Source organism: Nocardiopsis salina YIM 90010, assembly GCF_000341025.1.
Lineage (GTDB): Bacteria > Actinomycetota > Actinomycetes > Streptosporangiales > Streptosporangiaceae > Nocardiopsis > Nocardiopsis salina.
In genome coordinates, this window is sequence record NZ_ANBF01000153.1 from 20307 (window position 1) to 39535 (window position 19229).

Genomic DNA, 19229 nt, shown 5'->3' on the forward strand with positions numbered 1-19229 from the left:
CCCGGTCACCCGGGGTGTCCCGAGTCCGCCCCCGGCCCGCTCACACACCGCTCCGGACCCCTCCGGGATCTTGCTACCAGAGCAGGGTTCAGCGCCGATATTGGCTCTGGTAGCAAGATCCCCGACCACCCGTGTCACCAACCTCCCGGGACAGGACACCAGCTAGGGGCTGATGGGCAGCGGCCGCGGGTACCCCGGACCGATGCCGTACCCGCGGGAGAGCGCGTCGGCGAAGGCGGCGGCGATCTTGAGCTCACCGTCGGCGTTGGGGTGGGTGCCGTCGTAGGTGTCGCTCTCCACGTCCCACTTCTCGGCGTTGGCCACGTCGAGGCTGATGACGGGCGAGGCCTTGGTGGACATGTCCTGCGCCACCTCCCGCACGATCTCGTTGTAGGCGTACACCCGTAGGGCGAAACCGTCGTCGGAATCGGCCAGGGCGATCGGTACCACCTCTGCCAGCACCACACGCAGGTTGGGGTTGCCAGCACGCGCGGCCTCGACGTACCCGCGCAGGCGCTGCTCCATCTCCTCCATGGAGACCGGCCAGAGCAGGTCGTTGACCCCGATCATGGCCAGCAGCACGTCCGGCTCGTGGGTGCGCACCTCCTCACCGATGGAAGCGGAGGCGTCGCGCAGGGTGCGGCCCCACAGAGCGTTGTGGGCGTGGTCGAAATCGGGGTCCTCGTAGGCGGCCTCGCCGGGCGCTGCGGTGCCGGGCCATTGGGACCCGCCGGTCTCGCCGTCGCCCTCCCCGGCCCCGCCCTCGTCGGGTGAGGCGTCCTCGTCAGGGCTCGCGCCGCCGGTGGGAGAAGGATCCTGCCCGGAACCGGGTTCGGGGCCGGAGGGGTCCTCACCCTCGGTCGTCGGCACCGGGAGGATCATGTCCGAGGACGCCGGTTCGCTGTAGGGGCCCACGAAGTCGAGCCCCTCCACGTGCGGGGACAGGTGGTTCCACAGGTGGTACCGCCACGTCCGGTCGCCGTCGGCTCCCTGGGTCATGGAGTCGCCGGAGAGCATGATGCGCTGGGGATCGCTCACGGGCCGCTCTTCCGCTTCGGTCTGGGGGTCGCCTGGATCGGCGCTGGTCGTAGCCCAGTATCCGACGGCGCCCACGATCAGCAGAACCAGGGCGAGGGTTCCGCAGACCAGGAGGGGACCGGGGCGGCGGCGCTGGGGACCGCTCATCCGGGTGGTGGGGTGCCGGCCTGTGGGGAAGCGGGGGAACTGCACCCGTCTCCTTTCTCGGTTGTCCGCTGGGAACGGGACGCGTCCCGGGGGTGGGGACGTGCACCGGTCGGAGGAGGCACCGCACGGCTGGACCCGCGGGCTCGGGGGAGGCGGTGCGGGACGGCCTGGGTGGCCGCCCCGCACACGTGCGTCATTCGCGGGAGATGACGCGGTTGTCGATGGAACCCAGCCCCTCGATGGAGACCGAGACCTCCTGGCCCTCACGGACCGGGCCGACACCGGCGGGGGTGCCGGTGAGCACCACGTCGCCGGGCAGCAGGGTCATGAACGAGGACACGTACGAGACGATCGCCGGGATGTCGTGGATGAACTGCGAGGTCCGGCCCTCCTGCGTGACCTCGCCATCGACCGTGGTGGTCAACGCGAGGTCCTGGGCCTCCTCGATGCTCAGCCCGGTGGTGATCCACGGCCCGAGCGGGCAGAAGGAGTCGAACCCCTTGGCGCGGGTCCACTGCTTGTCCTTCTTCTGCAGGTCGCGGGCGGTGACGTCGTTGGCGACGGTGTAGCCGAAGATGACGTCCTTGACCCGCTCCCTGGGTACCTCGCGGCACGGCCGGGCGATGACGATGGCGAGCTCGCCCTCGTGGTCGACCTGCTCCGAGACGGTCGGATGGAAGATGGGGTCCTGCGGGCCGGTGACGGCGGTGGAGGGCTTGAGGAAGACGACCGGATCGTCCGTGGACTCACCGGTGACGTCCTTCATCTCCTCGACGTGCTCGGCGTAGTTCTTGCCGATGCAGACCACCTTCGTGGGCAGCACCGGCGAGAGCAGACGCACGTCGTCGAGCTTGGCACGCTCCCCCGCCAGTTTGACCTCACCCAGCAGGGGGTGACCGCTCAGACGGGAGACGTAGTCCTCCCCCGTGTCCGAATCGGCCTCCACCAGGCCGAATCCGACGTCGTCCCCAGACGCGAAGCGTGCGATGCGCACCCGTTGCCTCCCCTGTTGTTCGCTTGCCGTTGCAGGGTATCCGGGTGCGCGGACCGGGGCGGTGGCACCCGGCCCGCGGTGGCCCGCCGGGTGGGTGCGTCCTGGCCGTGGTCCGGGGGATTTCTGGCATGCTGGGGGCCGTCGTCCTACGTCGAGAGGTCCACGCCCGTGCCCACATCGCGTGCCAGGCACCGCCGCCGACGCCGCCGCTACCCCATGGGGATCGCGCTCGGACTGTGCGTGGTGTCCGGGGCCGCCACCGTGCTGATGGTGAGCGTTCCGGAGGATTCCGACGCTCCTCCGTCGGCGGACTCGGCCGCCCCGCCCGCCGGCGACGGTGTGCCGGAGAGCGACGAACGCCGCCACGCCCCCGACGGCGACCCCACCGGGGCAGCCACCCCGAGCCCGTCACCGACAGTGCCCGAGGAGGACGAGGACAACGTCCTCCTGCGCTCCATCGAGGACGAGGTCGACACCGCCGACGGCGACATCGAGACCGTCCCCGGAGAGGGCGAGGTCATGGGCGACGGTCCGCTGACCACCTTCGCCGTGGAGACGGAGGCGGGCCTTCCCGGTGAGGACGAGGACTTCGCCGAGGCGGTCGAGCTGATCCTCGGCGACCCCCGAAGCTGGGGCGAGGGCGGTGACCGTTCCCTGCAACGGGTCGACGACGCCGACGACGCGGACATCCGTGTACTGCTGGCGGCCCCCGACACCGTCGACGACCTGTGCGCCCCGCTCAGCACCAACGGCTACGTCTCCTGCGCCCAGGGCAATCGGGCCATCATCAACCAGAACCGGTGGGTGTCCGGCGTCGACCACTTCGACGACGACCTGGAGACCTACCGCATCTACCTCATCAATCACGAAGTGGGCCACACCTTCGGACACGGCCACGTGGACTGCCCCGAGGACGGCGAGCCCGCGCCGGTCATGCAGCAGCAGACCCTCGGTCTGCAGGGCTGCGAGCCCAACGGGTGGGTCGACCCCGACGCGTGATCCGTCCGAACGGGGACCCGTCCGCGGGCCCACCGGCGACGAATACTGTCCGAGTCAGTGCAGGCCGACAGGAGCGAGAGCGCATGTGCAACTGCAGTCCGTCCCGCCGTACCGCTTTCGGTGCCCTGGGCGCCGGGGCCGTGACCACGGGCCTGGCCGCGTGCGGCGGGCCCAGCGGCGGCGACGGCGCCGAGGAGGATCCCGGGACGCCGTCGCCGGCGCCCGAGACCGGCGAGGTACTCACCTCGGCCGAGGACGTACCGGTCGGAGGCGGGACGGTGCTGGAGGATCACCAGGTCGTGGTCACCCAGCCGGAGGAAGGGCAGTTCCGGGCCTTCTCCACCGCGTGCACGCACGAGGGTTGCCCGGTCGACGCGGTCGAGGACGGCCATATCGTGTGCCCGTGCCACGACAGCCGGTTCTCGGTGGCGGACGGTGCTCCCCAGAGCGGGCCGGCGCAGTCCCCGCTGGAGGAGTTCGAGGTCACCGTGGACGGGAACGACGTCGTGTTCGCCTGACCCCAACTGCGGGGATCTTGCTACTGGAGCCGGTTTCGGCGCCGAAGTCGGCGCTGGTAGCAAGATCCCCGGGCTCTTCCTTCTGCCCCCTCAGCCCTGGGTCACTCGTCCACGGAGGCGTTGTACTCCTCGATGGTGCCGCCGACCCGGTCCGCCGCCTCCGACATCGCCTCCTCGGGGGTGGCGTCGCTGGTGAGCGTGGCCTCCCAGCCCTCCTCCGCGGCGGCGCGGGCCTCCGACATCACGCCCATCATGCAGCCGGCGGTGTTCTCGTTGACCTCGGACTCGGCGAGCTGCTCGGCGGCGAGCTCGAACTGCGGGAACTCCTCGGCCCGCTCGACCGCCTCGGGGCCCCCGTACCCTTCGGTGTTGACCGCCAAGTACCCCGTCCCCGCGTGCCAGGTCGACTGCGCCTCCGGGGTGAGCAGGTACTGGACGAACTCCCAGGAGCCCCGCACCTCCTCGTCGGTGTGACCCTCCCCGTTGATCCACAGGGAGGCGCCGCCGATGATCGAGCCGCCCGGGTCGTCGGCACCGATGAGCGGGAAGTACCCGGCCCCGACCTCGAAGTCCGAAGCCTCGATGTAGTTGCTCAGCGCGCCGGTGGACTCCAGGGTCATCGCGGCGCGGCCGGAGGTGAAGGCGGCCATCCCGTCGTCGACGTTGCGGCCGATCTGCAGGGCGAGGTCGTCCTCGATCATCGCCTCCCACCACTCGACGAGCTCGACGCCCTCGGGGCCGTCGAAGAGCACCTCGGTGGCGCGGTCGGAGCGCCCGTTCGCACCGTCGCAGTACGGAGCGGCGGCGCGGGCCATGAACTGCTCGATGTACCAGCCGTACAGCGGAGCCCCGAAGCCGTACTGGACGATCTCGCCGTCGTCGTCGGTGACGGTGAGCTCCTCGGCGGCCTCGCGGATCGAGGCGAGGTCGCTGGGCGGATCGTCGGGGTCGAGCCCGGCCTCCTCGAAGGCGTCCCGGTTGATGTACATGAGCGGGGTCGAGTTGTTGAACGGGAACGACCGGAGCTCGTCGTCGACGGTGAAGTAGTTGAGGAGGGCGTCCTCGATGTCGCCCGTGTCGTACCCGTCCTCGTCGATGAAGGACTGCGCGGGCACGGTCTGGCCGGAGTCGATCATGAACTGGGTGCCCAGGTCGAAGATCATGATGAGCTCGGCGGTGTCGCCCTGCTGGATGGCGGCGCGGTGGTTGGCGAGGGCGTCGTCGTACTCCCCCTGGAAGGAGCCGGTGACCTCGATCCGTCCTTCGTTCTCGGCGTTGAAGTCGTCGATGAGCTGGTCGAGGACCTGCCCGTTGGCGGCGTCCATGCTGTGCCAGAACTCGACCTGCACGGCCTCGTCGAGGTCGTCGAGCACCTCGGGGCCCGGGGCGGTGAGGTCGCCCTCGCCGCCGGTGTCGCCGTTACCGCACGCGCTGAGGACCAGCCCCAGGCTCATGAACAGGGCCGCGGCGCCGATGCCGCGCCCCTGGGGGGAGAGTCGCATGCCGTCTCGCTTTCCTCGGGGTGGGGGTGGGGCGGGGTCGGGACCGGCGGCCTACTTGACGGCCCCGGCGGTGAGCCCGCGGACGATGAAGCGCTGGCCGAGGACGACCAGGGCCAGGGTGGGGACGACCGACAGCGCGGCGCCGGCCAGGAGCAGTCCGGGGTTGGCGGCCTCGCCGACCCTGAGGCTGTTGAGGCCGATCTGGAGGGTCTGCATCTCGGTGCTGCGGGTGATGATGAGCGGCCAGAAGTACATGTTCCAGCTGGTGATGAAGACGTACATGCCGACGGCGGTCAGGGCCGGTTTGTTGAGCGGGACGAGGATCGTCCAGAGGAATCTGAGGTGTCCCATGCCGTCGATGCGGGCGGCGTCGAAGAGCTCCACGGGGAACTGCTTGAAGCTCTGGCGCAGCAGGAACGTGCCGAACGCGTAGGCCAGGAACGGCAGCACCAGCCCGGCGTAGCTGTCACCCATCCCCCACTGGGTGAGGGTGAGGTAGTTGGGGATGAACGTGGCCTCCTGCGGGACCATGAGCGTAGACAGGAACAGCGCGAAGACGATCGCGCTGAACCGGAACCGCAGAAACACGAACGCGTACGCGGCCAGCGCGGAGGTGGCGAGCTGGCAGGCGGTGATGACACCGGCCATGACCACCGAGTTCCCGTACATGCGTATGAGGGGGACCGCGTCGAGCGCGCCCCGGATGCTGTCGGTGGTCACCCCGGTGGGCAGCAGCCGCGCGGGGAAGGTGGACAGCTCCCGGGGTTCCATGACCGCGCCGACGAAGACGTAGTAGACGGGGAAGAGCACCGGGACCAGGAACAGCGCCAGGAGCGTGTGGAGCAGGACCCGTCCGGCCCAGAACCCGGGGCCGCGGCGGTAGCGGCGCACGGGGGCCTGGGCGGCGGTGTCGCGGGCGGGTGCGCGGGTCATGAGTAGTGCACCTTCCGCTCGATGACGCCGAACTGGATCGCGGTGCACACGAGCACGACCACGAGCAGTACCAGGGCCTGGGCGCTGGCGCGGCCGAAGTCGCTGGTGCCGAACGCGAAGGCGTCCTGGTAGACGGAGTAGACGAGGGTGGTCGTAGAGCCGACCGGCCCGCCCATGGTGAGGATGTGGATCTGTCCGAAGCTCTGCAGCGCGTTGATCGTGGAGATCACGATGAGGAAGAACAGCTGGGGACCGAGCAGGGGTACGGTGACGTTCCAGGCGAGCCTGGGCCCGGTGGCCCCGTCGATGCGGGCGGCCTCGTTGATCTCCCGCTGGATCGAACCGATGCCGGCGGCGAGCACGAGCACCCCGTATCCGAGGTTCATCCACACGGTGGTGATGCACACCGACCAGAGCGCGATCTCCTGGGAGGTCAGCCACGGCACCTGGTCGAGGCCGAGCCGGTACAGGACCCCGTTGAGCACGCTGTTGCCGGGGCTGAAGAAGACGACGAAGACGACCGAGGCGCTCGCGACCGAGAACGCGAAGGGCAGGGCGAAGGCGCCCCGGAAGAACTTCTGGCCGCGGATGACGCCCTCGAGCAGGAGCACGACGGCCAGGGCGCCGACGACTCCGGGGACGACCACCCCGAGGGTGAAGAGCAGCGTGGTGACCAGCACCTGCATGTAGGCGGGCGAGGCCATCTCGGCGAAGTGGGAGAGCCCGACGAAGCGGTTGGGTTCGCCGATGATGTCGTTGCCGTGCATCGACAGGTAGACGGTGCGTCCGAGCGGATACACGAGGAAGACCGCGAAGACCAGTACGGACGGCGCGAGGAAGGCCCAGGCGAGGCGGGCCTCACGGCTGCGTTCCCGGCTGTGGCGCGGGCGTCCGTGCGGTCCACCGCGTTCCGACGGCCCTGGTCCTGGGCGTGTGGAGGTCGGCTCCGGCATCCATCACCACTTGCGCTCGGGGGATCAGCAGCGGTTCGCAGTATCGAGTGATGCGGAGCGCGGTCGCTATGGCCCCGAGGGCAGGGATCCCTGACCACGAGGGAAGATCGCGGCCCCAGGTCCTGGGGCCGCGGAGGCCCGGCCCGGTACACGCGGGCCGCCGTGCGTCCGGGCCGGTTCCGGTCATCGGATCTGCGGGTACCCCTGGCGCAGGAGCCCGTAGGTGACGGCCTGCTCCAAGGCCACCCAGGAGGCGTCGACGACGTTGGGGCCCACGCCCACGGTCGTCCACTCCCCCGTGCCGTCGCTGAAGGTGATGAGGATGCGGGTGATGGCGTTGGTGCCCGAGGTTCCCTCGAGGATGCGGACCTTGTAGTCGGTCAGCTCCAGGCCGCCGAGCGCCGTGTAGACGTTCTCCAGGGAGTTGCGCAGGGCGCGGTCCAGGGCGTTGACCGGGCCGTTGCCCTCCTCGGTGGCGATGATGCGCTCGCCCTTGACGCCGAGCTTCACCGTCGCCTCGGTCAGGCTCTCGTCGGCTCCGCCGAGCAGGCCCACACCCTCGGAGGGGCGGCGTTCGGTGATCACACGCCAGGACTCGGTCTCGAAGTAGCGCACGGGGCGCCCCATCTCCTCGAGCACGAGCAGCTCCAGGGAGGCGTCGGCTGATTCGAAACTGTATCCGGACAGTTCCAGACCCTTGACCCGTTCGACGATGCGGCCGGAGACCGCGCGGTCCTCGGACAGGTCGAGCCCGAGCTCCTGGGCCTTGAGTTCGATGGAGGCGCGCCCGGCCATGTCGGAGACGAGCATGCGCATGCGGTTGCCGACCAGCTCGGGCTCGGTGTGCTGGTACAGGTCCGGGTCGACCTTGATCGCCGAGGCGTGGAGCCCGGCCTTGTGGGCGAAGGCGGACACCCCGACGTAGGGCTGGTGGGTGTCGGGGGCCAGGTTGACCAGGTCCGCGATGGCGGTGGAGACGCGGGTCATCTCCTCCAGGCAGCCCTCGGGCAGTACGTCGCGCCCCTGCTTGAGGGCGAGGGCCCCGACGACGGAGAAGAGGTTGGCGTTCCCGACGCGCTCGCCGTAACCGTTGGCGGTGCACTGCACGTGGGTGGCGCCGCCGTCGACGGCGGCGAGGGTGTTGGCGACCGCGCAGCCGGTGTCGTCCTGGGCATGGATGCCCAGTCGGGCCCCGGTGGCCTCGGCGACCTCGGAGACCACACGCGTGACGTCGGTGGGAAGCATCCCGCCGTTGGTGTCGCACAGGACGACGACGTCGGCGCCCGCCTCGGAGGCGGCGCGGACCACGTCGAGCGCATGGCCGGGGTCGTGGTGGTAGCCGTCGAAGAAGTGCTCGCAGTCCACGAACACCCGCTGCCCGTGCTCTCGCAGGTGGGCGACGGTGTCGGCGATCATGGCGAGGTTCTCGTCAGGGGTCGTGCGCAGGGCGCGCTCGACGTGTCGGGTGTCGCTCTTGGCGACGAGGGTGACGACCGGGGCACCGCTGTCTCGCAGGGCGGTCACCTGGGGGTCGTCGGCGGCCCGGACCCCGGCACGGCGGGTCGCGCCGAACGCGGTGAGGCGGGCGTGCTTCAGCGTCAGCTCTTGTGCGGCGCGCTCGAAGAACTCGGTGTCCTTGGGGTTGGCCCCCGGCCACCCTCCCTCGATGAAGGCGACCCCGAAGTCGTCGAGCAGCTTCGCGATGGCCAGCTTGTCGGACACACGGAGGTTGATGCCCTCGCGCTGGGCCCCGTCGCGCAGCGTGGTGTCGAAGACGTGGAAACTGTCGTCCCTCATGGGTGGATACTCCCGAAGGTGGATGCTGTGGTGTGGCCGATCCACCCCCGCCAACAAAAAAGACCCCTCGTGGACACGAGAGGTCTGCGCGCCGGCGGGGTCCGAATCGTCAGCCGGCGCGCCTCACGATAATGAGTACCTGAGACGGCATGGTTTCAGTCTGCCACACGGTCGCGGGCTCCCCGCCCACCGGGGCCACCTGTCTCACCTGGTGAAACGAGAACCGCCCGGGTCCAGGCATTCCGGACACCGGGCGGTGCTGCGTCCCACTGCGGGACGGGCGAAGGATGGGGCCCGACCGGGCAGGGCACGATGGTCAGAACCTGGTGACCCACCCGTACTTGTCCGCGCGCTTGCCGGTCTGCAGACCGACGAGCTCTTCGCGCACGCGCATGGTGATGGGGCCGGGCTCGCCGTCACCGATGGTGAAGGCGCCGTCGTCGCTCTTGACGTGGCCGACCGGGGTGACGACCGCGGCGGTGCCGCACGCGAAGACCTCGGTCATCTCCCCGGACTCGGCGGCCCGGCGCCACTCCTCGATGGACAGCGGCTCCTCCTCGACCGGCAGGCCCAGGTCGGGGGCGAGCGTGAGCAGGGCGTCGCGGGTGATGCCCGGAAGGAGCGTCCCCGTCAGCGGCGGCGTGCGCAGCTTCGCGTTCTCACCCGAGCCGAACACGAACCACAGGTTCATGCCGCCCATCTCCTCGACCCAGCGGTGCTCGTGCGCGTCGAGCCAGACGACCTGGTCGCACCCCTGCTCGACCGCCTGGGACTGGGCGAGGAAGCTCGCGGCGTAGTTGCCGGCGAACTTGGCCGCGCCGGTGCCGCCGGGGGCCGCGCGCGTGAAGTCCTTCGAGAGCCACACGGTGACGGGCTTGACCCCACCCGAGAAGTAGGAGCCGACCGGCGAGGCGATGAGCAGGTAGAGGTACGTGCGGGAGGGGTGGTTGACCCCGAGCCCGACGTCCGTGGAGATCATGAACGGGCGCAGGTAGAGGCTGAAGTCGTCCTTGGCGGGGACCCAGTCGCCGTCGTGCTCCAGGAGCAGCTCGATGGAGCGCAGGAAGAGGTCCTCGGGCAGGGCGGGCATGGCCATGCGCTCGGCACTGCGGTTGAGACGTGCGGCGTTGGCCTCCGGGCGGAAGGAGGTGAGGCTGCCGTCGGGGTGGCGGTAGGCCTTGAGGCCCTCGAAGATCTCCTGCGCGTAGTGGAGCGCGGAGGTGGCGGGGTCGAGGGTGAGCGGCCCGTACGGCTCCAGTTTGGCGTCGTGCCAGCCCTGGCCCTCGGTGTAGCGGATGGTGACCATGTGGTCGGTGAACACCTGGCCGAACCCGGGATTCTCCAGCAGCTGTTCCCGCTCCTCCGGGGTCTTCCGGTGGTCGGAGAGCTGGATGTCGAACGTCAACCCGCTTGTGGTGGCGTCGTTGTTCATGTCGTAGGTCCTCTCGGGTGCATCGGGCCGGCAACGCCGCCGGCCTGAGATCCAGTCTGTCGGATGAGCGCACCCGGTGCCAGAGTGGATGCTTCACACACCAATGGCTTCGAATGCATACAAGCGTCGACAGGCACGCTCCGGGTGATGGTCCGGGAGTACGCCACGCGGCCGTGCGTCCGTTGAGGGTGGACCACGCCGCCAGGCGTCCGTCGAGGGCGGTGGCGGGTGACGGGTGGGCGCAGCCAGTGGTGCTGCCGCAAGGCCGAAGAAGGGTCGGCCCGGATGTGCCGTCGACCGATGAGAACGCAGCGAGAGTGCCGCTGGCGCGCCGCGCAGCAGGTGAACGGTGTTCGCCACACAGGCCCTAGCCCTGCTCGACCACTCGTGCGGCGAGGTCGTCGCCGATACGGGAGGTGGAACGCTCCTCGCCTCCGCGGGTCTTGAGGTCGGCGGCGACGGCGTTCTCGAGCTTGCGGGCGGCCTCGGGGACGCCCAGGTGCTCGAGCATGGTCGCGGCGGAGAGCACGGTGGCGGTGGGGTCGGCCTTGCCCTGGCCGGCGATGTCGGGGGCCGATCCGTGGACCGGCTCGAACATGCTCGGGAAGGTGCGGTCGGGGTTGATGTTCCCGCTGGCGGCCAGGCCGATGCCGCCGGTGATGGCGGCACCGATGTCGGTGATGATGTCGCCGAACAGGTTGTCGGTGACGACCACGTCGAAGCGGCCGGGCTGGTTGACGAAGAACATCGAGGCGGCGTCGACGTGGCAGTAGTCCACGGACACCTGCGGGTACTCCTCGCCGACCTCCTTGAGCACACGCTGGTAGAGCTCGCCGGCGAAGGTGAGCACGTTGTCCTTGTGCACCAGGGTGAGCTTCTTGCGGGGGCGCTCGGCGGCCTTGGCGAAGGCGAAGCGAATGAGGCGCTCCACGCCCAGGCGGGTGTTGACGCTGTCCTGGGTGGCGACCTCGTGGGCGGTTCCCTTGCGCAGCACACCGCCCGCGCCGGCGTAGGGGCCCTCGGTGCCTTCGCGCACGACGAGCATGTCGATGTCCTCGGGGGCCACGCCCGCCAGGGGGGTGGTCACGCCGGGGTAGAGGCGCACGGGGCGCAGGTTCACGTAGTGGTCGAAGTCAAAGCGGAGCTTGAGCAGCAGGCCGCGCTCCAGCACACCGCTGGGCACCGACGGGTCGCCGACAGCACCGAGGTAGACGGCCTCCTGCTGGGCGAGCTCGGCCTCGACCGACTCGGGCAGGGTCTCACCGGTGCGGTGCCAGAGCTTGGCGCCGAGCTCGTACTCGGTGGTCTCGAAGGCCAGGTCGTGCTGGGCTGCGACGGCGTCCAGCACCTTGAGGCCTTCGCCGACGACCTCGGGTCCGATCCCGTCGCCGGGGATGACGGCCAGTTTCACGGTGCGCGCTGCCATACGGACTGCCTCTAACTCGGACGCGATCTCATCTCATCTAATGAGATCCGAATGAACACTGGATGAGACAACTCTACAGTCTCAGCAGGATGCCCGTGTCCGGACCCTGCACGGGAACCAGGGAGCGGGAGCGGACGGGGCCGCACGCCCGGGGAGAGCGCGTGATCCGGGCCGATTCGGGGGGTTGACGCCCTCCCCGGGGATTCTTACCGTTTTTCGAGATCCTGATCACTGTTCAAAATACCGAACACCCCCGCGTCCCCCGGCTCGTGACCCGCCCCGCGCGTTCCGCGTACCCCCCGAAGGAGCCCCCGATGCCGCACCAGGACCCCGCGACGACCGGAGGCGACCGCCCCCGCCGAACCGACGAACTGCGCAGCCGACACTGGTTCGGCGCCGGAGGCCGCTCCGGCATGCTCTACCGCTCCTGGATGCGCAACCAGGGTTTCGCCGACGACGTCTTCGACGGCCGCCCGGTCATCGGGATCGCCGTCTCGGGCTCCGAGCTCGCCCCCTGCAACGCGCACCTGTCCCGACTCGCGGAATCGGTCGGGCGCGGCGTCTGGGAGGCGGGCGGGTTCCCGCTCGAGTTCCCCGTGATGGCGCTCGGCGAGACCGTGCTGCGCCCGACCGCGATGCTCTACCGCAACCTCCTGGCGATGGAGGCCGAGGAGCTCTTCCGCGCCAACCCCCTCGACGGCGTCGTCCTGCTGTCGGGCTGCGACAAGACCACCCCCGGGCTCCTCATGGCCGCGGCCAGCGCCGATCTGCCCGCCCTCATGCTCACCGGCGGGCCCATGCTCAACGGCAAGTTCCGGGGCGAGGACGTCGGCTCGGGCACCCACGTGTGGAAGTTCGAGGAGGAGGTACGGGCCGGGCGCATGACCGAGGCCGAGTGCGGTTTCGCGGAGGCCTGCATGTCGCGCTCCAACGGCCACTGCATGACCATGGGGACCGCCTCGACCATGGCGTGCATGGCCGAGGCCCTCGGCATGCAGCCCGCCTACGGCGCCACGTGGCCCGCGGTCGACGCCCGCCGGTACGCGATGGCGCAGAAATCGGGGCGCCGCATCGTCGACCTCGTCCACCAGGACGTGCGCCCCTCCTCGATCATGACCCGCGAGGCCTTCGAGAACGCCGTCCGGGTCAACGCGGCCATCGGCGGTTCCACCAACGCGGTCATCCACCTCACCGCGATCGCCGGGCGTCTGGGCGTGGACCTCGGCCTGGACGACTTCGACACACTGGTCCGCGACGTGCCGACCCTGCTCGACCTCATGCCCAGCGGCCGGTTCCTCATGGAGGACTTCTGTTACGCGGGCGGGCTCCCCGCCGTGATCGCCGAGCTCGGCGACCTGCTCCACACCGACGCGGTCACCGTCACGGGCGATCCCGTCGACGCACCCGCCCGCGCCGGGGCAGCCGAGTGCCACGACCGCGAGGTGATCCGGCCCCTGGACGATCCCCTCCAGGAGGCGGGCAGCGGAACGGCGGTGCTGCGCGGCAACCTCGCGCCCGGCGGGGCGGTGCTCAAGCAGTCGGCCGCGAGCGAGCACCTGATGGTGCACCGGGGTCGGGCCAAGGTCTTCGACTCCCCGGAGGAGTACTACGCCGTGGCCGACGATCCCGACCTCGACGTGGACGCCGACACCGTGCTCGTCGTGCGCAACTGCGGACCGGCCGGGTACCCGGGCATGCCCGAGGTCAGCAACGTGGCTCTGCCGTCCAAGCTCCTGGCCGCGGGCATCACCGACATGGTGCGCGTGTGCGACGGGCGCATGTCCGGCACCGCCTACGGGACCGTCGTGCTGCACACCTCGCCGGAGGCGGCGGTCGGCGGCCCTCTCGCGCTCGTGCAGGACGGCGACACGGTCTCCCTCGACGTTCCGGGCCGCTCGCTGGCCCTCGAGGTCGACCCCGCGGAACTGGAGCGCCGCGCCGCCGCGTGGAAACCGCCGGAGCCGCACAGCCCCCGCGGGTGGACCAAGCTGTACTGCGACACGGTCCTGCAGGCCGAACACGGCGCCGACCTGGACTTCCTGGTGGGCCGCAGCGGCCACGAGGTCCCGCGCGAATCGCACTGACCCCGTCAGCGCCGGGCACCCCGGTACTCTGGCGGTCGACCGGGCAGGGAGACGACGAGGAGGTCGGCCGTGGCACGCCGCACACCGGCTCTGCAGAGGGGTCTGGACATCCTCGAGCTGTTCACCGACGGCCGCGAGTCGGTCAGCGCGCCCGAGGTGGTGGCCGAACTCGGCCTGCCGCGCACCACCGTGCACGAGCTGCTGCACACCCTGTCCGCCCGCCACTACCTGACGCGGCACCCGGAGATCCCCGGGCGGTACCGCCCGGGCCTCCAGCTCTTCCGTCTCGGCAGCGCCTACACCGACGGCCTCGACCTGCCCACCCTGGGGCGCGAGGCCGCACGGGAGATGGTCGAGGAGTGCAACGAGACCTCGCACGTGGCCGTCCTCGACGGCGCGCACGTCGTCTACCTGGCGAAGGTCGACAGCTCGCACGCGGTCCGGATGGTCTCCAGCCTGGGCCGGCGCCTGCCCGCGCACTGCACCGCGCTCGGGAAGGTGCTGCTGGCGGCCCTGCCCGACGAGGAGGTGCTACGCCGCCTGGGTCGGGAGCGTCTGGAACCGATGAGCGCCGACAGCATCACCGACCCCGGCGAGCTCGTGCACGAGCTCGCCGGGGTACGGGAGTCGGGCTCGGCGGTGGAGGTGTGCGCGGCCAACCCGGACGTGTCCTGTGTCAGCGCCCCGGTGCGCGACCGCACGGGCCAGGTCGTGGCAGCACTGAGCATCTCCGTACCCCAGTACCGGTGGTCGGACGAGCGCTGCGCCCGACTGCGCGAGTTGGTGCGGGACGGAGCGCGCCGGTTCTCCCTCCGGCTCGGGGCGAGCGGGGCCTGACCCCAGCGCCGGGAGGCCCCGCCCCGACAAGGGAAGGACTGCCCCGGAGCCGGGATCCCCTGTTCTCCGCGCCACAGAACCCTTCTCGTCACGTCAGCAGGTAGAGCAGACAGACCAGAGCGAAGGACAGCAGCCCGACCACAGTCCCTTGGAGGGTCCACGTCTTGAGCGTCGTCGCGGTGTCCATCTCCAGGAACCCGCGCACGAGCCAGAACCCGGAGTCGTTGACGTGTGAGAGCACGATCGAACCGGCCGCCATGGCCAGCACGATCAGCACGAGCTGGACCCCTGTGAAGTCCCCTGCGGCCACCACCGGCCCGACCAACCCCGCCGCCGTCGTCACGGCGACCGTCGCCGAACCCTGTGCGACCCGCATGACCACCGAGACCAGGAACGCCGCCAGGAGCACGGGGATCCCCATGCGGTCCAGGCTCTGGGTCATGGCGTCGCCGACCCCGCTGAGGCTGAGCACGTGGCCGAACATCCCGCCTGCCCCGGTCAGCACGATGATGCTGCACACCGGCGCCAGCGCGCGGTCGATGATCCGGTCGAGGGCGTTGCCGCTGTGCCTGCGCCGCCACCCCAGGAGCCACATCGCCATGAACACGGTGATGAACAGCGCCGCGGGGGTCTGCCCGACGGCCTGGAGCGCCTGGACCCATCCGGCGTCGGCATCGACGGTCCCGGTCGCGGCGAGGGTGGACAGACCGGTGTCCATGAAGATGAGCAGCAACGGCAGCAGTAGCAGGAAGAGCAGGACGCCGAGGCCGGGCGGGGGCCCGAGGCGGTCGTCGTCCTGGCCCCCGCCGCCGAGGATCTCGGGCACGGGCAGGTGGAAGCGGTGGCCGAGCCAGAGTCCGAGCAGGTACCCGGCCAGGTACCAGGCGGGGATGCCGACCACGAGCCCGAACACGATGACCAGCCCCATGTCGGCCCCGACGATCTCGGTCGCTGCCACCGGCCCCGGGTGCGGAGGCAGCAGTGCGTGCATGACGACGAAGGCGCCGGTGGCGGGCAGGGCGTAGACGAGCACGGAGCCGCCCATGCGCCGGGCGACGGAGAAGATCACCGGCAGCATGACGACGAACGCGGCGTCGAGGAAGATCGGGAACCCGAAGAGCAGGGAGGCCACGCTCAGCGCGAGGGGGGCTCGGCGTTCGCCGAAGAGGCGTAGGAGGCCGCCGGCGAGGACCTCGGCACCGCCGGACACCTCGATCATCCGGCCGAGCATGGCGCCGAAGCCGATGAGCAGGACGACGGAGCCGAGGGTCTCGCCCATACCCTCGGTGAGGGTGGGCACGAGGTCGGCGACGGGGACGCCGGTTGCGAGGGCAGTCGCTGCGCTGACCAGGATCAGGGCCAGGATCGGGTTGAGGCGCACCCTGATGATGAGGAACAGCAGGGTGGCGACGGAGAGCACGGCGATGGCCATGAGCCATCCGACGGGAAGGGTCGCGGTGTCGAGCATGGGGGACCTGCCTGTCCGGGCCTGGGCGCGCGTCGGGGCACTGCGCCGTCGGGAGGAGGGGTGACTGCAAGCCGCTTGTTCGATATTTCGCACGTTGTCTCTGATTTCGAAGACATTCTGCCACTCGTGTGATCCAGGTCAATGGATGAAGTGATGTGAGCCACTGACGGGGCCGACGAGCGTGCACCCCCGATCGCCGTTGACCGCCGACCCCGCACGCTCTAGCCTGAATCCGAAATAAGAAACGCTGTTCGATATACAGAACAAACCGCGCTGTCGCCCGAGAGGACCCCCCGATGCGTGCGCGCGAACACCCCCGCCCACCCGGACACAGCACCCTGGAAGAGTTCGGCCTGGCGGGCCCGCCGACTCCCCCTCCCCCGTCCGAACAGGCCTTCCCCGACAGTGGCAGCTGGCGGGTGGAGATTCCCAGCGTCGAAGGGCCGGCCGCCCTGGAGGCCGTGTTCGAGGCCTCCGAAGACCTCGGTGTTCCCGTGCACCGGATATCGCAAGGTTCGGGGATCGGCATGCTGACCGACACTGAGATCGCCGCGATGGTCGGCCTGTGCCGGGAGAAGGGCGCCGAACTGTGCCTGTTCGTACGTCCCGGCGCGGACTGGGACACCGGCGCGGGCCGCACGGCCGGCACCGGTTCCGCCGCGAGCCGGAGCAGGGGCGCGGGCCAACTCGCCGCCGGCGTGGCCCAGGCCGAGCGCGCCGCAGCCCTCGGGGTGGACAGCCTGCTCGTCGCCGACGAAGGACTGCTGTGGCTCCTGCACCGGATGCGCGTGCGGGGTGACCTTCCCTCCGGGATCCGCTTCAAGGTCTCGGCGACCGCAGCTCCGGCCAACCCGGCGGCGTTCCGGGTCCAGGAGCTCCTCGGGGCCGACACCGTCAACGCCCCGCCCGACCTGGCCGTGCACCGGCTATCGGAGCTGCGCGCGGCAGGAACCGCCGCACTCGACGTCTACGTGGAGTCCCCCGACGACACCGGTGGGTTCGTGCGCCACCACGAGATCGCGGAGATCGTGCAGGCCTGCGCGCCGGTCCACGTCAAGTTCGGGTTGCGCAACGCACCCGGGCTGTACCCGTCGGGCGAACACCTGGCGCCTGCGGTCGTGGCCTCGGCCCGCGAGCGGGTACGGCGGGCCCGGCTGGGACTGGACGAGCTGGCACGGGCAGAAGGGGTTCCGGAGATGTCCCCGGTGGGTTCGCGCGGCCTCGCGGAGCCGGAGCGTTTCGCCCTGCCCGACCGGGAGGGCTGACGCGGCGCGGCCCCCGGGCCTGTGGGCGGTGGCCGCACAGGCGAGGACCCGCACCCCGACCGCGGGGCGCGGGTCCTCGATGCGTTGCCTCAGCCCCGCCGGTCGAGGGCCTCCTGCAGGGCGCGCTGCAGTTCCTCGTCCTCGGCGTGCTCGAGCTTGTCGTACATGGCAGTCTCCAGGATCGCGACGTCACCGGCGTGCGGCCGGTGGGCGGGTTGGAAGGACCGCGGGGCCCGATCCGTGGGCGGCGCGGTGGAAACGCGGGCGACACTGTCCGCGCGGAACATGGGGAGCTCAGCAGCCGGGCCGGTTCGGCCGGGCCCGCCCCGCGCCTCCGGTCGGAGGCGCATGGGGCGCCGGGCGGCGGCGCCGGCCTGTGGGGCCGGGCGCCGCTGACTCCTTGGACGCCAGACTATCGGATGTCCAACTATGTGGCCAGATCATCTCACGATACGAGACGAGGTGTGCGGTGCCGCCGGCCGATCGTGGCCCCCACCCTCGGGAGGGCCGAGCGGTCAGCCCCGGACCGCTCCCCGCCCCAGCAACAGCCGCGTCCACCGGCCCCCGGTCAAGGAGCTGATCCGGCGTTCCCACCGCACCGCTTCGCGACGCGCCTTGTCCCGGTCCTTCTCCGCCCGGCGCATCTGTGCGTGCCAGTCGGCCGGCGCGGTGTCCTCCCCCTGCAGCAGCAGATCGGGCTCCATCGTGTGCTCACCCCAGACCTGGACCACACCGTCGTCCCTATCGGCCCCGTCTCCCCAGAGCCGGCGAGCACGTGCGAGCGCCGAGACACGGACCAGGACGGGGCCGACACACCCCCGGGCCCGGACGATGCCGGCCTGCTGCGCGTCGGCCGCACCGGTCGTCCTCGCCACGATCCGGGGATGCGGAGCGACCCCGGACGGGACCGACAGGACGAACGGCACGTCAGGGTCGACCTCCGGGGCGTGCGACGCGCACCTGACCCTGGGCTCACAGCGGTAGTGCTCGTGGAGCAGCCTGAGATCGACATCGGGGTCGTCCACGCCGCCGTTCCGGCCCGGCGTGACGCGCTCCCACGACCCGACGAGGGTGACACGTATGTCCCAGGGGTCCTCCGCCAGTAGGCGGTCCACCTTCCCCGCCACTGCGTCGTAGGGCTCCCCGCCGGTCTCGACCACCACGTCGACGAACGGCACTTGCCAGGAGCGCACCGGTGCGGCGCGGCGCGTGAAGTGCCGTGGGACCCGGTTCTCCATGAAGGGCCGGGCAGCCCTCTGGGCCTCTTCCTGCCTGTCCTCCGTGCGGGGACGGCCCTGGTGCCAAGCGACGGTTTCGAGCTCCGGAACGACGACGGCCCCGTGCTGGACCAGGCGGTGGGCGAGCTCGCTGTCCTCACCGAGGACCATCGAGGTGTCGACCCCGCCGGCCTCGTCGAACAACGCCCGGGAGACCGAGAGCGAGGCGCCGATGCAGACCTCCCAAGCCCTGGGGCCTGCCTCGCGCAAGGTGTCCGTCCGCGCGAGGATGCGTTCGATCCAGGACATGGTCCCCCGGTCCGCTCCGACCAGGTTCTCCACGCCTTCCGCCCTCACCTGCCGGTGGAGTTCCTCGGGAGCGACACCGTGCAGGGCCCCGGTGTACACGAGCCGGCCGGTGACCGCCGCAAGGCGCGTGCGATGGTGCCACCGCATGTGCGCCTCGACATGGCGGTACCCCGCCACCACGTCCGCGTCCAGGCGCAGGACCACCGTGCCCGACGTGGCCGCCACCCCTGCCGCGAAGGCGTGGCCGGGACCCCAGCCGTTCTGCGGTGCACGCACCAGCCGGGTGCGCTCCGGACACAGAGCGGGCAGC

At 70.7% G+C, this 19229-nt stretch carries 16 protein-coding genes; 5 read left to right on the top strand and 11 right to left on the bottom strand.

The window, feature by feature from the left end; translation table 11 throughout:
• Positions 1-162 precede the first annotated feature (162 nt).
• The gene (locus D474_RS0117125; RefSeq protein WP_026118567.1) at positions 163-1185 is read right to left on the bottom strand and encodes a GDSL-type esterase/lipase family protein; all 1023 of its coding nucleotides are present in this window, start codon (positions 1183-1185) and stop codon (positions 163-165) included.
• A gap of 193 nt (positions 1186-1378) precedes the next feature.
• On the bottom strand, positions 1379-2179 hold the full coding sequence (locus D474_RS0117130; protein WP_017614762.1) for a fumarylacetoacetate hydrolase family protein: 801 nt from the start codon (positions 2177-2179) through the stop codon (positions 1379-1381).
• 216 nt (positions 2180-2395) lie between these two features.
• Between D474_RS0117130 and D474_RS0117135 the strand changes: the two genes are divergently transcribed.
• Positions 2396-3178, top strand: coding sequence for a DUF3152 domain-containing protein (locus D474_RS0117135; RefSeq protein WP_017614763.1), 783 nt, complete (start codon positions 2396-2398; stop codon positions 3176-3178).
• A gap of 83 nt (positions 3179-3261) precedes the next feature.
• Positions 3262-3696 (top strand): Rieske (2Fe-2S) protein, encoded by a 435-nt coding sequence (locus D474_RS0117140; protein WP_017614764.1) that lies wholly within the window; start codon positions 3262-3264, stop codon positions 3694-3696.
• A gap of 101 nt (positions 3697-3797) precedes the next feature.
• Here the strand turns inward: D474_RS0117140 and D474_RS0117145 are convergent, their stop codons facing one another.
• The 6 genes from D474_RS0117145 to D474_RS0117170 all read right to left on the bottom strand — a co-directional run bounded on the left by D474_RS0117145 (position 3798) and on the right by D474_RS0117170 (position 11739).
• On the bottom strand, positions 3798-5198 hold the full coding sequence (locus D474_RS0117145) for an ABC transporter substrate-binding protein (RefSeq protein WP_017614765.1): 1401 nt from the start codon (positions 5196-5198) through the stop codon (positions 3798-3800).
• Positions 5199-5249: 51 nt separating this feature from the next.
• Complete coding sequence (locus D474_RS0117150) at positions 5250-6131, bottom strand: carbohydrate ABC transporter permease (RefSeq protein WP_017614766.1); 882 nt, start codon at positions 6129-6131, stop codon at positions 5250-5252.
• A complete protein-coding gene (locus D474_RS0117155; protein ID WP_017614767.1) occupies positions 6128-7084 on the bottom strand; it encodes a carbohydrate ABC transporter permease in 957 nt (318 codons plus the stop codon). Before D474_RS0117155 ends, D474_RS0117150 begins: the two co-directional genes overlap by 4 nt.
• Positions 7085-7267: 183 nt before the next feature.
• Entirely contained in the window at positions 7268-8881 is a 1614-nt protein-coding gene (gene cimA / locus D474_RS0117160; protein WP_017614768.1) for a citramalate synthase, read from the bottom strand.
• A 316-nt stretch (positions 8882-9197) separates the two neighbouring features.
• Positions 9198-10313 (bottom strand): branched-chain amino acid aminotransferase, encoded by a 1116-nt coding sequence (locus D474_RS0117165; RefSeq protein WP_017614769.1) that lies wholly within the window; start codon positions 10311-10313, stop codon positions 9198-9200.
• A 367-nt stretch (positions 10314-10680) separates the two neighbouring features.
• Positions 10681-11739 carry a 3-isopropylmalate dehydrogenase gene (locus D474_RS0117170; protein ID WP_017614770.1) on the bottom strand — a complete coding sequence of 353 codons (1059 nt, stop codon included), beginning with the start codon at positions 11737-11739 and terminating at the stop codon, positions 10681-10683.
• Positions 11740-12053: 314 nt separating this feature from the next.
• On the opposite strand from D474_RS0117170, the gene D474_RS0117175 reads away from it, so the two are divergent.
• Together D474_RS0117175 and D474_RS0117180 are read left to right on the top strand one after the other, a co-directional pair.
• Positions 12054-13823, top strand: coding sequence for an IlvD/Edd family dehydratase (locus D474_RS0117175; protein ID WP_017614771.1), 1770 nt, complete (start codon positions 12054-12056; stop codon positions 13821-13823).
• 69 nt (positions 13824-13892) lie between these two features.
• On the top strand, positions 13893-14660 hold the full coding sequence (locus D474_RS0117180) for an IclR family transcriptional regulator (RefSeq protein WP_017614772.1): 768 nt from the start codon (positions 13893-13895) through the stop codon (positions 14658-14660).
• 88 nt (positions 14661-14748) lie between these two features.
• Here the strand turns inward: D474_RS0117180 and D474_RS0117185 are convergent, their stop codons facing one another.
• Entirely contained in the window at positions 14749-16128 is a 1380-nt protein-coding gene (locus D474_RS0117185) for a GntP family permease (protein ID WP_017614773.1), read from the bottom strand.
• 296 nt (positions 16129-16424) lie between these two features.
• Here D474_RS0117185 and D474_RS0117190 point away from each other — a divergent pair, with 296 nt between their 5' ends.
• Positions 16425-17393 carry a hypothetical protein gene (locus D474_RS0117190; RefSeq protein ID WP_017614774.1) on the top strand — a complete coding sequence of 323 codons (969 nt, stop codon included), beginning with the start codon at positions 16425-16427 and terminating at the stop codon, positions 17391-17393.
• Positions 17394-17482: 89 nt separating this feature from the next.
• Here D474_RS0117190 and D474_RS0117195 read toward each other — a convergent pair whose 3' ends face one another.
• Together D474_RS0117195 and D474_RS0117200 are read right to left on the bottom strand one after the other, a co-directional pair.
• On the bottom strand, positions 17483-17680 hold the full coding sequence (locus tag D474_RS0117195) for a hypothetical protein (protein ID WP_017614775.1): 198 nt from the start codon (positions 17678-17680) through the stop codon (positions 17483-17485).
• A 228-nt stretch (positions 17681-17908) separates the two neighbouring features.
• Positions 17909-19229, bottom strand: a 1321-nt coding sequence (locus D474_RS0117200; RefSeq protein ID WP_017614776.1) for a glycosyltransferase, incomplete at its 5' end; no start/stop codon positions are given.

Bases quoted from the DNA above. Each gene is read 5' to 3' on its own strand.
- D474_RS0117165 (WP_017614769.1), bottom strand. From the start codon at position 10,313: ATGAACAACGACGCCACCACAAGCGGGTTGACGTTCGACATCCAGCTC.
- D474_RS0117170 (WP_017614770.1), bottom strand. From the start codon at position 11,739: ATGGCAGCGCGCACCGTGAAACTGGCCGTCATCCCCGGCGACGGGATC.
- D474_RS0117140 (WP_017614764.1), top strand. From the start codon at position 3,262: ATGTGCAACTGCAGTCCGTCCCGCCGTACCGCTTTCGGTGCCCTGGGC.
- D474_RS0117185 (WP_017614773.1), bottom strand. From the start codon at position 16,128: ATGCTCGACACCGCGACCCTTCCCGTCGGATGGCTCATGGCCATCGCC.
- D474_RS0117195 (WP_017614775.1), bottom strand. From the start codon at position 17,680: ATGTTCCGCGCGGACAGTGTCGCCCGCGTTTCCACCGCGCCGCCCACG.
- D474_RS0117175 (WP_017614771.1), top strand. From the start codon at position 12,054: ATGCCGCACCAGGACCCCGCGACGACCGGAGGCGACCGCCCCCGCCGA.
- cimA (WP_017614768.1), bottom strand. From the start codon at position 8,881: ATGAGGGACGACAGTTTCCACGTCTTCGACACCACGCTGCGCGACGGG.
- D474_RS0117150 (WP_017614766.1), bottom strand. From the start codon at position 6,131: ATGACCCGCGCACCCGCCCGCGACACCGCCGCCCAGGCCCCCGTGCGC.
- D474_RS0117145 (WP_017614765.1), bottom strand. From the start codon at position 5,198: ATGCGACTCTCCCCCCAGGGGCGCGGCATCGGCGCCGCGGCCCTGTTC.
- D474_RS0117125 (WP_026118567.1), bottom strand. From the start codon at position 1,185: ATGAGCGGTCCCCAGCGCCGCCGCCCCGGTCCCCTCCTGGTCTGCGGA.
- D474_RS0117190 (WP_017614774.1), top strand. From the start codon at position 16,425: ATGCGTGCGCGCGAACACCCCCGCCCACCCGGACACAGCACCCTGGAA.
- D474_RS0117135 (WP_017614763.1), top strand. From the start codon at position 2,396: ATGGGGATCGCGCTCGGACTGTGCGTGGTGTCCGGGGCCGCCACCGTG.
- D474_RS0117155 (WP_017614767.1), bottom strand. From the start codon at position 7,084: ATGCCGGAGCCGACCTCCACACGCCCAGGACCAGGGCCGTCGGAACGC.